Annotated in this window: 12 protein-coding genes; 7 read left to right on the forward strand and 5 right to left on the reverse strand. The window is 71.7% G+C overall.

Annotation, left to right across the window (positions count from 1 at the left end):
* Positions 1–272 precede the first annotated feature (272 nt).
* Positions 273–1,421 (forward strand): CapA family protein, encoded by a 1,149-nt coding sequence (locus tag ACFYRY_RS39340; RefSeq protein ID WP_389157217.1) that lies wholly within the window; start codon positions 273–275, stop codon positions 1,419–1,421.
* A 26-nt stretch (positions 1,422–1,447) separates the two neighbouring features.
* On the opposite strand, the gene ACFYRY_RS39345 is transcribed toward ACFYRY_RS39340, so the two are convergent.
* A complete protein-coding gene (locus ACFYRY_RS39345; RefSeq protein ID WP_389157220.1) occupies positions 1,448–1,909 on the reverse strand; it encodes a universal stress protein in 462 nt (153 codons plus the stop codon).
* A gap of 89 nt (positions 1,910–1,998) precedes the next feature.
* On the opposite strand from ACFYRY_RS39345, the gene lysX reads away from it, so the two are divergent.
* The gene (lysX, locus tag ACFYRY_RS39350) at positions 1,999–5,271 is read left to right on the forward strand and encodes a bifunctional lysylphosphatidylglycerol synthetase/lysine--tRNA ligase LysX (RefSeq protein WP_389157223.1); all 3,273 of its coding nucleotides are present in this window, start codon (positions 1,999–2,001) and stop codon (positions 5,269–5,271) included.
* 89 nt (positions 5,272–5,360) lie between these two features.
* Positions 5,361–6,227: a polysaccharide deacetylase family protein gene (locus tag ACFYRY_RS39355; RefSeq protein ID WP_389157226.1), complete on the forward strand. Its 867-nt coding sequence runs from the start codon at positions 5,361–5,363 to the stop codon at positions 6,225–6,227.
* Positions 6,228–6,262: 35 nt separating this feature from the next.
* Here the strand turns inward: ACFYRY_RS39355 and ACFYRY_RS39360 are convergent, their stop codons facing one another.
* Positions 6,263–6,934, reverse strand: a complete 672-nt coding sequence (locus ACFYRY_RS39360; protein WP_389157229.1) for a class F sortase — start codon at positions 6,932–6,934, stop codon at positions 6,263–6,265.
* Positions 6,935–7,266: 332 nt separating this feature from the next.
* On the opposite strand from ACFYRY_RS39360, the gene ACFYRY_RS39365 reads away from it, so the two are divergent.
* Positions 7,267–7,782, forward strand: coding sequence for a hypothetical protein (locus ACFYRY_RS39365; RefSeq protein WP_389157232.1), 516 nt, complete (start codon positions 7,267–7,269; stop codon positions 7,780–7,782).
* Between the two features lie 133 nt (positions 7,783–7,915).
* On the opposite strand, the gene ACFYRY_RS39370 is transcribed toward ACFYRY_RS39365, so the two are convergent.
* The 3 genes from ACFYRY_RS39370 to ACFYRY_RS39380 all read right to left on the reverse strand — a co-directional run bounded on the left by ACFYRY_RS39370 (position 7,916) and on the right by ACFYRY_RS39380 (position 10,028).
* Entirely contained in the window at positions 7,916–8,431 is a 516-nt protein-coding gene (locus ACFYRY_RS39370; protein ID WP_389157235.1) for a hypothetical protein, read from the reverse strand.
* A gap of 274 nt (positions 8,432–8,705) precedes the next feature.
* A complete protein-coding gene (locus tag ACFYRY_RS39375) occupies positions 8,706–9,470 on the reverse strand; it encodes a hypothetical protein (protein ID WP_389157237.1) in 765 nt (254 codons plus the stop codon).
* A gap of 15 nt (positions 9,471–9,485) precedes the next feature.
* Entirely contained in the window at positions 9,486–10,028 is a 543-nt protein-coding gene (locus ACFYRY_RS39380) for a hypothetical protein (protein WP_389157239.1), read from the reverse strand.
* A gap of 416 nt (positions 10,029–10,444) precedes the next feature.
* Between ACFYRY_RS39380 and ACFYRY_RS39385 the strand changes: the two genes are divergently transcribed.
* From ACFYRY_RS39385 to ACFYRY_RS39395, 3 genes are all read left to right on the forward strand, one after another.
* Entirely contained in the window at positions 10,445–11,428 is a 984-nt protein-coding gene (locus tag ACFYRY_RS39385) for an SCO0930 family lipoprotein (protein ID WP_389157242.1), read from the forward strand.
* A 279-nt stretch (positions 11,429–11,707) separates the two neighbouring features.
* A complete protein-coding gene (locus tag ACFYRY_RS39390; RefSeq protein ID WP_389157244.1) occupies positions 11,708–12,520 on the forward strand; it encodes an SAM-dependent methyltransferase in 813 nt (270 codons plus the stop codon).
* Positions 12,517–14,652 (forward strand): putative bifunctional diguanylate cyclase/phosphodiesterase, encoded by a 2,136-nt coding sequence (locus ACFYRY_RS39395; protein WP_389157246.1) that lies wholly within the window; start codon positions 12,517–12,519, stop codon positions 14,650–14,652. The genes ACFYRY_RS39390 and ACFYRY_RS39395 overlap by 4 nt, the downstream gene beginning before the upstream one ends.
* Positions 14,653–14,702: the final 50 nt, after the last annotated feature.

Below are 14,702 nucleotides of genomic sequence, written 5' to 3' on the forward strand. Positions count from 1 at the left end.
TGGCACAGCAGGGGCTCCTTTCTGGACAGGGCGGGCGCACAGGTCTGCGGCGGACGGTCGATCGCGTCGACGAACGGTTCGGTGAACGGTTCCCTCCGCATGAGCCGCCCGCTCCCGCCGGCGGGTCGCCATGAGCCTCCGCGTCGAACCCAGTAGGCCCCTCCCCGCCGTTCGCGCCCTCCGGACGGGCTAAGAGGGCGGGCAAGCCGTTTGCGGGCGACTCCACCTTCGTACCTATTCGTAGGTAAATATGATCACAGTGGAGTGAGCCGATGATTGCACGCAGACGACAGGTGGCGCTGGCCCTGACGGCCCTGCTCACGGCGGGCGCCGCCTGCCAGGCCGAGGGCCACGCACCGTCCGCCGGACATCCGGCGCCGTCCGCCGCCGGCCGCGGCTTCACACTCGTCGCCTCCGGCGACGTCCTCCCGCACAGTTCCATCATCGACCGGGCGCACTCCGACGCGGGCGGCACCGGCTACGACTTCCGCCCGATGCTCGCCGGGATCAAACCCGTGGTCTCCCGCGCCGATCTGGCGCTGTGTCACATGGAGACCGTGTACGGCGCGAACGGCGACTACACCGGCTACCCGACCTTCAAGTCCCCGCCCGAAGTGGCCAAGGCCCTCGCCACCACCGGCTACGACGGCTGCTCCACCGCCTCCAACCACAGCCTCGACGACGGTGCCGCCGGCATCCGCCGCACCCTGGACGCCCTCGACCGCGCCGGTGTGCGGCACGCCGGCACGGCCCGCGCCGAGGTCGAGGCACGCACGGTCACCGTGCTGCGCGCGGGCGGGGCGCAGGTCGCCCACCTCTCCTACACCTACGGCACCAACGGCCTCCCCCTCCCGCAGGGGCAGCCCTGGGCCGTCAACCTGATCGACGAGAACCGGATCGTCACCGACGCCCGGGCGGCCCGGAAGGCCGGCGCCGACGTGGTGGTCGTGTCCCTGCACTGGGGCACCGAATGGCAGGACACACCCGACGAACAACAACTGTCCCTGGCCCGCAGGCTCACCGCCGCCCGCACCGGACACCGCCCCGACATCGACCTGATCCTCGGCACCCACGCCCATGTGCCGCAGGCGTACGAGAAGATCAACGGCACCTGGGTCATCTACGGGATGGGCGACCAGATCGCCGGAGCGATGTACAACCACGAGGGCGCCCAGGACCCGCGCGGAAACCAGTCCACCCTCGGCCGTTTCACCTTCGCGCCGCCCGCGCGGAAGGGGCAGCGCTGGCGCGTCACGAAGGCGGAGTTCGTCCCGCAGTTGTTCGACCTCGACGCGGGGCGGGTGGTGAACCTGAACGAGGCGCTCGCCGCGGGCGCCGACGTGCGCGCCGTGCGTGACCGCATCCGGACCGTGGTACTGAGCCGGGGCGCCGCTCAGGACGGGCTCGCGATGGGCCGGTAGGGGCGTGTCGACGCCCCCCGGCCCCGCTACGGCACCACCGTCACCGGCCACCGCCCCGCCTTCACCAGCCGCACCGCGACCGAGCCCACGATCCGGTGGCCGGCCTGCTCGGAGGCGCCCACCACCACCGCGTCCGCCCTCAACTCGTCCGCCGCCTTCACCAGGCCGTTGAAGGGGTCGCCGCGGAAGGTGTGGAACTCCCAGCGCACGTCGAATATCCCCCGGGTCCGTTCGGCCGCCTCACGGATCTGAGTCACCAGGTCCTCGGCGATCTCGTCCGTGGTCGCGGCCACCGGGGCGCCGAGCGCCGCGCCCGACGCGAGCACCGGCTGCACGTACACGACGGCGAGCAGGGCGTGCTGGCGCCGGGCCAGACCACCGGCGTACGCCGCCGCCCGGAACGAGGAGTCGGATCCGTCCACGCCGACCACGATGACCTTGGGCCCGTCGGTGCCCCGCTCGAACTGGTGCGAGTGCTGTTCCATCACGGCAGCGAGGCTATCGGAACGCGCAGGTCCGGCCCCCTCCGGGACCAGTCCGACGGGCGGCGCCACCGGGGTGTTCCTACAGTCGGAACATGAGCGCCACCCTTCAGGCCGCGCCGGCGAAGGACACCACGGGCCCCGCCCGGCCGCCCGGACACGGGTTCCTCGGCAGGGTGCCGGAGGGCTTCGCGGCCTTCTTCGGCGCCATCGGTCTGCTGTGTGTGCTCCTCGACCTGATCCCGCCGCTGCGCGCGCTGCTCCGCCCGGTCGTCCGGTTCCTCGACCACCTCGTGGTGCCCGTCAGCGCCAACCTCGCCTACGCCGTCTTCCTGTTCCTGCTCGCCGCCGCCACCGCCGCCCGCAAGAAGGTCGCCTGGTGGCTGGTCGTCGTCTACCTGGGCCTGCTCGTCCTGACCGACGTCCTCGGCCTCGTCGTGGGCCTGTACGAGGACTCCATCCCCTCGCTCATCGTGTGCGGCCTCGCGCTGACCGTCCTGATCGTGGCCCGCCGGGAGTTCTACGCCGCCTCCCGCCGCGCCGCCGTACGCAGGGCGCTCGCCGTCCTGGCCGCCGGACTGGTCCTCGCGATCCTGGCCGGCTGGGGCCTGGTCGAACTGTTCCCCGGCACCCTGCCGCACGGCCAGCGACTGGCCTGGGCCGCCGACCGGGTGTGCGGCGGACTGGCCTCCGGCGGCACCTACGACGGCCGCCCGCCCCGCGTCCTGTTCTTCCTGCTCGGCCTGTTCGGCGCGCTCGCCCTGCTGAACGCCTGCGCCACCCTCTTCCGCTCGCAGCGCCTGGAGTCGGCCCTGCACGGCGACGAGGAGGCCCGTATCCGCGCCCTCCTGGGGCGGTACGGCGACCAGGACTCCCTCGGCTACTTCGCGACCCGCCGCGACAAGGCCGTGGTCTTCTCACCCAGCGGCAAGGCGGCCGTCACCTACCGCGTCGAGGCCGGGGTCTGCCTCGCCAGCGGCGACCCCGTCGGCGACCGGGAGGCCTGGCCGCACGCCATCGCCGCCTGGCTGGACATCGCCCGCCGCCATGCCTGGGCCCCCGCCGCGATGGGCGCCTCCGAGGACGGCGCCACCGCCTTCGTCCGCGCCGGACTCGGCGCCCTCCAACTCGGCGACGAGGCCATCCTGCAGGTGGCCGCCTTCGATCTGAACGGCCGCGAGATGCGGGTGACCCGGCAGTCCGTGCACCGGGTCCGCCGCACCGGCGCCACCTGCCGGGTCCGCCGCCACTCGGCCCTCACCGACGCGGAGATGGAGGAGGTGATCGACAAGGCCGACGCCTGGCGCGACACCGAGACCGAACGGGGCTTCTCGATGGCCCTCGACCGCCTCGGCGACCCCGCCGACGGCGACTGCCTCCTCGTGGAGGCGCTCAGCGAGGACGGCCGCCTGCTCGCTGTGCTCTCCCTCGTGCCCTGGGGCAAGGACGGCATCTCCCTCGACCTGATGCGCCGTGACCGGGGCGCCCCCAACGGCGTCATGGAGTTCATGGTCGCCGAACTGTGCGCCGCGGCGCCCAAACTCGGCGTCCGCCGGATCTCGCTGAACTTCGCGGTCTTCCGCTCCGTCTTCGAGGAGGGCGCCCGCATCGGCGCCGGACCGGTCCTGCGGCTGTGGCGACGGCTGCTGCTCTTCTTCTCCCGGTGGTGGCAACTGGAGGCGCTCTACCGCTCCAACGCCAAGTACCACCCCGACTGGTCCCCCCGCTTCATCTGCTACGGCGAGACCGGCGCCCTCGCCCGCATCGGCCTCGCCTCCGGGATCGCCGAAGGATTCGTCTCCGTACCCTCGTTGCGCAAACTCTGGGGAAAAGGGCACTCGAAGGGCGGACGTCTACCGGCCACCACGGCCGGTCTGCCGTCGCTCTCGGCGCTCGGCCTCGACGGAGGGGAGGAGGCCGGGACCGGGGAACCGGACGCGGACCTGCCGGAACAGGTCCGCGTCCGGCACCGCACCCTCGACCGGCTGCGCGCCGCCGGCACCGACCCCTACCCGGTCGGCTTCCCCGAGCGCACCCACGCCCTCGCCGACGTCCGGGAGGGCGAGCGGGTCACCGTCGCGGGCCGGATCATGCGGGTACGCGACTTCGGCGGCATCGTCTTCGTGACCCTGCGCGACTGGTCCGGGGACCACCAACTCGCCCTCACCCGCGCGGGCGGCGGCCTCGACCCGTTCCGGGCGGACACCGACATCGGCGACCACATCACGGCCTCGGGCACGGCCGGCACGAGTGACCGGGGCGAGCCCACCGTCTTCGTGACCTCCTGGCAGCTCCTCGGCAAGTGCCTGCGCCCGCTGCCCGACAAACGCCGGGGACTGACCGACCCCGAGGCCAAGGTCCGGATGCGTCACCTGGACCTGATCGCCGGCCCCGACGCCCGCGAGGTGGTCCGCGTCCGCTCCACCGCCGTACAGGCCCTGCGCCAGGGCCTCCTGAACCGCGGCTACCTCGAGGTCGAGACGCCGATGCTCCAACAGATCCACGGCGGCGCCAACGCCCGCCCCTTCACCACCCACATCAACGCCTACGACCTCGACCTCTATCTGCGCATCGCCCCCGAGCTGTATCTGAAGCGGCTGTGCGTCGGCGGCCTGGAGAAGGTCTTCGAGATGGGCCGCACCTTCCGCAACGAAGGCGTCTCCTACAAGCACAACCCCGAGTTCACGGTGCTGGAGGCCTACCAGGCGTACGCCGACTACGACGTGATGCTCGACCTCACCCGTGAGCTGATCCAGGGCGCCGCCATCGCCGCCCTCGGCGCGCCGACCGTCCGCAAGGGCGGCGAGGAGTACGACATCTCGGGGCCGTGGCCGGTCAGGACGGTCCACGGCGCGATCTCCGAGGCGCTCGGCGAGGAGGTGGACGCCGACACCGAGCTGCCCGCGCTGCTGCGGATGTGCGACCGCGCGGGCGTGCCGTACACCGCCGACGACGGCCGCGGCGACGTCGTCCTCGAGATGTACGAGCGCCTCGTCGAGGAACGGACCCGGCTGCCCACCTTCTACAAGGACTTCCCGACCGACGTCTCCCCGCTCACCCGCCAGCACCGCGCCGACCCGCGGCTCGCCGAACGCTGGGACCTCGTCGCCTTCGGCACCGAACTCGGCACCGCCTACTCCGAACTCACCGACCCCGTCGAGCAGCGCCGCCGCCTCACCGCCCAGTCGCTGCTCGCCGCCGGGGGAGACCCCGAGGCGATGGAACTCGACGAGGACTTCCTCGACGCCCTCGAATACGCCATGCCGCCCACCGGCGGCCTCGGCCTCGGCGTCGACCGCCTGGTCATGTTCCTCACCGGACTGACGATCCGGGAGACCCTCCCCTTTCCCCTGGTACGCCACCGCTGACCCGAAGGGCTGCGCCGAGCGGGTGTTTTGGTGCCGCCGCTCCGGTACCTCTGTGGTGCGTCGGGGCCGCCGCGGGCGACTGATGAGTCATGACGAAGGATCAGTTGCTCACACGGCTGTCGTCGACCGCGGCGGCGCTCACACGGCGCCGCGCGCTGCTGGCCGGCGCCGCGGCCTGCGGGGCGGCAGGCACGGCAGGCCTGCTCTCGCTGGGCTCGGGCGGCGAGTCGGCCCCACCCGCCCTGCCCGCCGCCGGCGCCCAGACGCACCGCGCGCCCATGCCCTCCGCCTACCGTCTCCAGCCCATGACCGGGTACGGCTCGCCCCGGACCGAACCCAGCCAACCCCTGGTCCGGCGCGAACCGTTCCTGCGCCTGTCCGGGCGCGGCCGGACCATGGTGCTGACCTTCGACGACGGGCCCGACCCCCGCTACACCCCCGACATCCTCTACACCCTCGCGCAGTACGACGTCCGGGCGATGTTCTTCGTGTGCGGCTCGATGGCAGTCAGCCACCAGGACCTGGTGGCCCTGATCGCCGACGAGGGCCACATCGTCGGCAACCACACCTGGTCGCACCCGCTGCTCACCAGACTCAGCCGCAGTCGGATCCGCTGGGAGATGGAACGCACCAGCGACGTCATCGAGGAGGCGTGCGGCGAACGCCCGCTGTGGTTCCGCGCGCCCTACGGGGCGTGGAACCGTGCCGCCTTCCAGATCGGCGCCGAACTCGGCATGGAACCGCTGGGCTGGACGGTCGACACCCTCGACTGGACCACCCCCGGCACCCGCACCATCGTCGGCCGGGTGGAGCACAACGCGGCCCCCGGCGTCGTGGTGCTCTCGCACGACGCCGGGGGAGACCGCACCCAGAGTGTCCGGGCGCTGCGCGCCTATCTGCCGCAACTGCTGGATTCCGGCTACCACATCACCGTCCCGCGACGACGGCGCACATAGAAGCCTTTCACTGTGCCCGCCCGGTCGGGGAACGCTCAGCGCACCTCGACCAGGCGGGCGAAGGCGACGACGTTGCCGTCGTAGCCGTTCTGCTGGGAGAAACCGCCCCCGCAGGTGATGACCCGGAGTTCGGGAGCGCCCTTCGAGGCGTAGACACGGTCGCCGGGGAAGTTGTTCTTCTCGAACACCTCGACGCCGTAGATCTCGAAAACGGCCGTCTTTCCGTCCTTGCGGGTGACCTCGACGCGATGTCCCTGTTTCAGGGCCCCGAGCCCGTAGAACACCGCCGGGCCCTGTCTGTTGTCGACATGGCCCACGATGACCGCGGTGCCCTTCTCGCCCGGAGAGACCGCGCCGGTGAACCAGCCGGCCAGGTTGGGGTCCTCCGGCGGTGGCGCGGCGATCCAGCCGTCCGCGGCCAGGCCGATGGGCATGATCGGCGCGTCGACCCGGATCGTCGGGATCCTGACCCGGTCCGGCACGGCGTACGGCAGCGGGCTGGGGGTGCCCGAAAAGGTGCCGGGCGTGAGGGTGCTCCTGGCGGCGGCCGCCGACGCGGGTTGCGGCGGCCCGACGTCGAACTCTCCCGAGCCGTTCCGAATGAGCGCGAGGCCGGTCAGCAGAACAAGCGCTATCACGCCCCAGGGAGCGCGTTTCCGCCGCGGCTCCTCCTCTTCGGCCAGGTCGGCCAATTCGGACGCATACATTCGACTTCCCCTCTCGACGCGGCCGTCGCCCCGTCATTCGCGCATACGGAAACGCTATGTCCGGCGCGGTGAAGCGGCGACGGGACGGATACGAACGGGTGATCCGCGATGTGCTCGGTGCGCCATCCGAGTTGCCGCGGACAGGAATTTTCTGACGGCCCGTGACCTGCGACAATATCCGATTATGCGCTTTTCGTTCGGCATGTCCCCTCACCAGGACGGACCATTCTCGAAATGCGCCCGCGCCCACGGCATCTGAGGGTCTTTCTGGGAGGCGCTTTCTCGCCGATCCACCGGGGACGGTTCCCGGGGCGTCTTCCGCGGAGGATCACATGCGTACTACTCGTGCCCTGGCGGCCGCCGGAGCCGCAGTCGCCGTCTTCGGGCTCGCCACCCCCACCGCCGTCGCACGGGACGGCATGGGCGCCCACCCGAGCAACATCGTCGCCCTGCCCAGTGTCATCGCCCGTGGCGGTCAGCTGACCGTCACCGTCGACGGCTGCCCCAACGGCGGCCGCATGAGCTCGGACGCGTTCCCGAACGCGACCCTGACGCCGCTTCCCGGCACCAACGGGACGTCGAGGGGCACCGCGACGGTCAACAACAACGCGAGCCCCGGTTCGCACAGCATCACGGTCAACTGCTCCGGCAGGACCCTGACGAACCCGGCGGCCTTCACCGTCATCGGAGGCGTCCAGGGCGGTCTCGGCGGCAGTAGCTCCACCGGCGCGACCCCGACCGACATGGCGATCGGCGGCGGGCTGCTGGCCGCGGCCCTCGTCGGCGGCGGGCTGTTCTGGATGCGCCGCCGCTCCGAGAAGCAGATCGGATCCGAGCGACCGCTCTGAAGGCGCGGCGAGGGAGCCGCGTCATTACGCGGAGCCCGACACGCGGAGCCCGACCGCAGGTGCGACGGCCTTTCCCCGGCTCTTCTCCCCGGCCCTTTTGGGACGCGGGGCGAAGGCCGTGTGCCTGCGGCGGTCAGCCGCCGTCCTCGCCACCGCGTCGGCGGGAGAGACGGTACGCCGTCCCGACCGCCCCCGTGACGAGCGCGGCCCCGAGTCCGATCTCCTCGAGGTCGAACCCGGCGAAGCTGCCGCCCTCACCGGCGTGGGCACCCCGGGACGGCTGCACCGGTACGGGGGTGGGGTCGTCCGGTCGGCCGCCGGCGATGGTGAGGTCCGCGTTCCGCGAGAAGGTTCCGCAGTGGAACGTCACCTCGTACAACGCGCCCGGTCTCGCGTCCCAGTCGACATGGGCGACGGCCCAGGACCGGTCCTTGCGGATGGTCACGTCGTTGAAGACGCCCGACGTGACGAACACGTCCTGGTCGCAGCCGGTGGCCCGGAGGGTCACCTGCCCCCCGGGCGCGACGGTCTCGGGAAAGACGCTGACGCTGAAGCGCCGGCTCTCGCCGCTCGCGTGCGCGGCGGGTGTGGTGAGGGCCAGGGCGCAGGCGCCCAGCAGGGCGGCCGAGGCGACGCGTATCGCGCGCATGGTGGTTCCTCCGGTCCCCGAGGAGCAGCTGCGGACTTTTTCCGCTCGCGCCGTGAGTGCACCTCGATGACCGAAACGCTAAGAACGTGGGTACGTCCGCGCGATCGCACTGGTGCGAACGGGGTAAGCGGGTGCGCCGGTCGGGTGATGACGTTGCTGCGGCCGGGGGACAAGGCACGCGTGCGCGTGTCCCCCGGCGGTCGGCAGTCCGGCGGCCCGATGGTCCGGTGGTCCGGCGGCTCGCCGGGGTGAGGCGCTGTCAGTGGCCGAAGCGTCAGCCCTTGATGTGCGGGAAGAGGCTCAGGAACGGGTCCGCCGAGGCGGTGATGCCCCGGCTGTAGGGCGCGTCGAAGTCCCAGATCAGGAAGAGCAGGAACGCGATCAGCGCGGAGAACAGTCCGGCGAGGACCAGTTCACGCGGCGTACGCCGGATCTGCAGAGCGAAGATCATCCCGATGGTGGCGGCGGCTCCGGCCAGCAGCCCGAACCACACCACGCCCGGCATGGTCGGCGAGGCCGAGTCCGCCCGGGCGTTGCGTGCCTGGTCCGCGGCGGCCATCTGGTCGAGGACCGGCTGGTAGGCCTGGGCCTCGAAGTCAGTCTTCGGCTGGTAGTCGGTGACGTCCGCGCGGACCTTTCCGAGGAGCGCGGTGCCCCGTTCCGTGACCTCGCCGCTGTCCGCCATGTGCTTCCACTCGGTGTCGACGACGTGTCCGACATAGGCGTTGACATCGTCCCGAATGCGGTCGCGGACGTCGGCCGGGTAGACCCGGACCCGCTCCGAGATCTCGTGCAGTGCCTGGGCCTCGGCCTGGACGTGGTCCTGGGCGCCGCTGCGCGCCTCCCAGACACCGGCGATGGCCAGGCCCAGGACGATGGCGTACACCACGCCGATCCACATCGTCATGTACTCGATGACATCCGGCGTCTCGTTGGGGTCCTCGTCCTCGGGCGCCCTGCGGTGCCGTAGCAGGGTGATGACGACCACCACGACACAGGCGGCCAGCATCGCGAGGGTGAGAACAAGCCATTCCGGCAAGGGGTGCCTCCAGGATCAGGTGCCAGGGGGTGTCGGCAAGGTCGCGTCGTCCGCCCCGAGGGCGGGCCGTGGGGCAGGCGGGACGTCGCGGACACGCCCTAGCGGGGCCGCAGTGCGGCGACGGCGATCACCGCGGGCGCGGTGATGAGCAGGACGTAGGTGACCGGTGACGTGGTGCCGCGGGGCGGCCGTTTGCGGGGCAGCGCCCGGTACCGCGGGTAGGTGACCGGGGCGGCGGACGGGCTCGGGGTGGGCGTCGCCGACGGTGTCGGGGTGGGTGACGGGGGTGGGGGAGGGAGCGGTGCGCGGACGGGTGGCGGGGTCGGCCTGGCACGGGGCGGCGCCGGCTGCGGTGCCGGGGGTGGCGGAGGCGTCGGCTTCGGTGCGGGTTTCCGCGGCGGCGGGGGCTTGGGGGCGGGGGTGGGCTTCGGCGGGGGCGGAGCCGGTGGCGGAGGCGGCGGAGTCGGAGTCGGAGTCGGAGTCGGCGGTGGTGGTGGAGTCGGCGGCGGGGGCGGCGGCGTAGGAGTGGGAGCGGGGGTGGGGGCCGGGGTCGGGCACGGCGGGGGAGGGGGCGGTGGGCAGACCGGGGGCGTGGGCCAGGTGAGGTCGCCGGCGATCGCCACCACCTCTGTGCCGCCCGGCCCGGTCGAGACGTAGGCGCAGGCGTCGGCCTGGGCCGTGCCGGCCGGCGCGCCCACGAGCAGCCAGGTGAGCGCCAGCAGAGCGAACACCCTTGTGGCGGGAGCGGATTGGATCGGTTCGGGTCGATGCACGACGGAGATCATGAGGCTTCACGTGGCCCCGTGCGCCCGGGTACGGGGGGATTGGCCCGAAAGAGGGAACGTCGATGCCACAGGTTTCAGAAAGAAATCTGCGAGCTCGTTGAACACAACCAGGCCCTCCATGCGTACCCATGGTCGTGCGGCGGCGCAGCAGGGCGCTGCAACACCCTACGAATGTATGGGGAGTTGACGATGAACACCTCCTGGCGGAGCGCCTCACTCGTGGCGAGTGCCGCGGCGGTCTTGGTGCTGACGACGGCGTGCGGCCAGGAAAGCGCCCCGTCCACCGGCAGCCAGAACGTCGGCGCGACGGCTGCGGCGGGCGACTACGGCAGCGCCGGTGCCGGTCTTGGGACCGACACCGGAGCCGGCGCGGGAGCGGGAGCGCCGGCCAGCCCGAGCGCGGCGACCCAGACGGCCGGCGCGGGACAGTTGGCCGTGTCCACCAACGCGGAACTCGGCGACGTCCTCACCGACGGCACCGGCCTCACCCTCTACCGCTTCGACGCGGACACCGCCGAGCCGCCGAAGTCGAACTGTGACGGCGACTGCGCCACGGCCTGGCCGCCGGTCCCGGCGGGCGACGCCGCGGCGGGCGAGGGCATCGACAAGTCGAAGCTGGGCGAGGTGACCCGTGCGGACGGCACCAAGCAGCTGACCGTCGGCGGCTGGCCGGTCTACCGCTACGCGAAGGACACCAAGGCCGGGGACGTCACCGGCCAGGGCGTGGGCGGCAAGTGGTACGCGCTCGCTCCGGACGGCAAGAAGGCGAAGAAGGGCGGCGGCGGCCTTTCCGAGCAGGCCGAGCAGGCCGGACTCTCCACCCGCAAGGACCCCAAGCTGGGTGAGGTCGTCGTCGACAAGAACGGCCACACGGTCTACCGGTTCCTCAAGGACACGGCCTGGCCCGACCCGATCTCCGCCTGCACCGGCGCCTGCCTGGAGAAGTGGCCCGCCGTGGCCCCCGTCGACATCAACGACACCAAGGGGATCCAGAAGAAGGGCTACATGAATTTCACCCGGCCCGACGGCGTCGAGCAGCAGACCATCAACTGCTGGCCGATCTACACCTTCTCGGGCGACAAGGCCCCGGGTGACACCAACGGTCAGGGCGTGGGCGGCACCTGGTACGCCGCGGCACCCGACGGAAAGCCGATCGGAGCGCCCGAGAAGTAGAGCTCGCGCGTCCGGTCAACCGGTCCCGCCCCCTCCACGCCGCACGGAGGGGGCGGACCGGTTTGTCGTCGTTCCCCACGACAGCGTGTGTACTTTTCCTATCATTTCACCATGGCGGAAGCGGAGGCGCTTCAGGCTCGGTGTACGGGGGAATCACTTGGGCACGTGCCGCAGGCAGTGACCGGGAACGGACGGTCAATTTCCGTTTCTGCTCGCTCCTTTGGCGGGCGATCAGTAGCCTCAGCTCGAACACCGGATCGCCTACGCCTGGAGAGATAGATGGAGCGTCCCGCCTGGGCCCCACGCAGCATCGACATTTCGGTGCCGAGCGTTTCGCGCATCTACGACTACTACCTGGGCGGTTCGCACAACTTCGAAGTCGACCGGGAAGCGGCCCGCAGGGCCATGGAGTTCCTGCCGGGACTTCCCAAGATCATGCAGGCGAACCGGGCGTTCACGCGCCGCGCGGTGCGCTACGCCGTCGACGAGGGCATCACCCAGTTCCTCGACATAGGCTCCGGCATCCCGACCTTCGGCAACGTCCACGAAGTGGCCCAGGCGGCCCGTCCCGGCGCCCGCGTGGTGTACGTGGACCACGACCCGGTCGCCGTCGCGCACAGCGAGGCGGTCCTGGCCGGCAACGCGGACGCGGGCGTCGTCGCCGCCGACCTCCGCAAGCCCCGGGAGATACTCTCCAGCCCCGAAGTGCGGGGCCTGATCGACCTGAACCGGCCGGTGGCCCTGCTTCTCGTTGCGATACTGCATTTCGTGGAAGACGCGGACGACCCGTACGAGGCGGTGGCAGAGTTGCGCGACGCGCTCGCGCCCGGCAGCCTGCTGCTGCTCACGCACGCCTCGTACGAGGGAATCCCGCTGCCGCCACAGCGGGCCGAGGGGGCGGTGGACGTGTACAAGGACATTCGCAACCCGCTGATCATGCGTTCACGCGCCGAGATCGCGCGGTTCTTCGAGGGGTACGACATGGTGGAACCCGGACTGGTGCCGATGCCGCACTGGCGGCCGGAGACCGCACCGGAGGACGAGGATCCCTACGCGTTCTCGGGTTTCGCCGGAGTGGGGCGTACGGCGTGAGCGCGGAACAGGACGGGCCCGAGGACAGACTGCGGCGGTTCGCGACGATCTGGAGCCGGGCGGTCTTCCCGGTGACCTCGACGTCCGCGACCCGGCCGGAGTTCGAGGAACAGCTGCTGCCGCTGGCGCGACGGTTGAGTGAGGCCCTCCGTGCCAGGATCTTCGACGCGGACGAGGCGAGGGCGGTGGGCGCCGCCCTGGTCTCGGCGCACTGCACCGACCCGGAGGCGCTGACCCGCACCCTGGACTGCGTCGAGGCCTATCTGGTGCTCTACTGCGGGGCGGACGGCGTCCAGGAGGACCTGCGGGCGCGCGCGGCACGGATCCAGCACGCCATGGCCGCCGGGTTCGCGAAGGCGTTGCGGGAGCGGACGCTCGCCGAGCAGGAGGCCATCGCGCAAGCCGCGTTGCGGGCCCAGGGGGTGGTGGCGCAGGCGCTGCACGCGAGCGAGGCGCGCTTCCGCGCGGTCTTCGAGGGCGCCGCCATAGGGATCGGCATCGCCGACCTGGACGGCCACGTCCTCCAGGTCAACGGGGCCCTGCTGCGCATGTTCGGACTGTCCGACCAGACGATGCGCAACCGCCGGGTCCAGGAGTGGACCCACCCCGACGACGCCCCCCAGATCTGGCGGCTCTACGACGAACTCGTCCGCGGGCGGCGCGAGCACTACCACGTCGAAAAGGCCTTCTACCGCCCTGACGGAACGGTCCTGTGGACCAACCTCACGGTCTCCCTGCTGCGCGACGCCGACGGCAACCCGCAGTACCAGCTGGCCCTCATGGAGGACACCACCGAGCGCCGGCTGCTCAACCTCCGGCTGCGTTACGAGGCCACCCACGACGCCCTCACCGGCCTGCCCAACCGCACCTTCTTCTTCGAACGCCTGGAGAAGGCGCTCGGCGCCGGCCCGGGCCAGCGGTTCGGGCTGTGCTACCTCGACCTGGACGGCTTCAAGACCATCAACGACAGCCTCGGCCACGCGGCCGGCGACCGGCTGCTCGTCGAGATCGCCGACCGGCTGCAGTCCTGCGCGACCGCGCCCGGCGAGATGGTCGCCCGGCTCGGCGGCGACGAGTTCGTCGCTCTGACCACCGGACCGGAGACCGAGCACGAGGTCGACGAACTCGCCGCGCGGATCATGAACGCGCTGCTCGCTCCGGTCGGCATCGACGGCCGCGAGCTGACCGTGCGCGGCAGCATCGGCGTCGTCGAGGGCCCGGCGGGGGAGCACAGCCCGGCGGAGGTGCTGCGCAGCGCCGACATCACGATGTACCGGGCCAAGTCGGCAGGCGGCAACCGCTTCGAGCTCGCCGACCCGGAGGCCGACGCCCGGGCCATCACCCGGCACGGGCTGACCACGGCCCTGCCGACGGCCCTGGACCGGGGCGAGTTCTTCATCGAGTACCAGCCGCTGGTCCACCTCGGCGACGGCAGCGTGCACGGCGCGGAGGCGCTGGTGCGCTGGCTGCACCCGCAGCACGGCGTGCTCGGCCCCGACCAGTTCATCCCGCTGGCCGAGCACACCGGGCTGATCGTGCCGCTGGGCCGCTGGGTCCTGGAACAGTCGGTGCGCCAGGCCCGCGCCTGGCAGGAGCGCCTCGACGACGCCGCCCCGCTGCGGATCAACGTCAATCTCTCCCCCTGCCAGCTCACCCACCCCGGCCTGGTCCAGGACACCGTGGAGATCCTGGAGCGCACGGGTGTCGAACCGGACGCGCTCTGCCTGGAGGTGACCGAGTCGGCGCTGATCGGCGCGGACGACGACCTGTTGAAGCCGCTGCGGCAGCTCGCCGAGATGGGCGTCGACATCGCCCTGGACGACTTCGGCACCGGTTACTCGAACCTCGCGAACCTGCGCCGGCTGCCGGTGAGCATCCTCAAGCTCGACCGTTCCTTCACGCAGAGCATGCAGCAGTTCCCGGCGGACCCCGTCGACCTCAAGATCGTCGAGGGGATCGTCTCGCTCGCCCACGGCCTGAACCTGGCGGTGACGGTGGAGGGCGTGGAGACCGGCGCGCAGGCCGAGCAGCTGCGGATACTGGGCTGCGACACCGCACAGGGCTGGTACTACGCCCGCCCCGGCCCGCCGGAGCGACTGCACGAGCTGGCGCTGGTGGACGCGACGGGGTGAGGCGGGGCGGGCGTACCGGGCGTGGGCTCGCGCAGGGCGCGCCGGTCTCG

The organism is Streptomyces sp. NPDC005263, assembly GCF_042872365.1.
Lineage (GTDB): Bacteria > Actinomycetota > Actinomycetes > Streptomycetales > Streptomycetaceae > Streptomyces.

Bases quoted from the DNA above. Each gene is read 5' to 3' on its own strand.
- ACFYRY_RS39340 (WP_389157217.1), top strand. From the start codon at position 273: ATGATTGCACGCAGACGACAGGTGGCGCTGGCCCTGACGGCCCTGCTC.
- lysX (WP_389157223.1), top strand. From the start codon at position 1,999: ATGAGCGCCACCCTTCAGGCCGCGCCGGCGAAGGACACCACGGGCCCC.
- ACFYRY_RS39355 (WP_389157226.1), top strand. From the start codon at position 5,361: ATGACGAAGGATCAGTTGCTCACACGGCTGTCGTCGACCGCGGCGGCG.
- ACFYRY_RS39360 (WP_389157229.1), bottom strand. From the start codon at position 6,934: ATGTATGCGTCCGAATTGGCCGACCTGGCCGAAGAGGAGGAGCCGCGG.
- ACFYRY_RS39365 (WP_389157232.1), top strand. From the start codon at position 7,267: ATGCGTACTACTCGTGCCCTGGCGGCCGCCGGAGCCGCAGTCGCCGTC.
- ACFYRY_RS39370 (WP_389157235.1), bottom strand. From the start codon at position 8,431: ATGCGCGCGATACGCGTCGCCTCGGCCGCCCTGCTGGGCGCCTGCGCC.
- ACFYRY_RS39385 (WP_389157242.1), top strand. From the start codon at position 10,445: ATGAACACCTCCTGGCGGAGCGCCTCACTCGTGGCGAGTGCCGCGGCG.
- ACFYRY_RS39390 (WP_389157244.1), top strand. From the start codon at position 11,708: ATGGAGCGTCCCGCCTGGGCCCCACGCAGCATCGACATTTCGGTGCCG.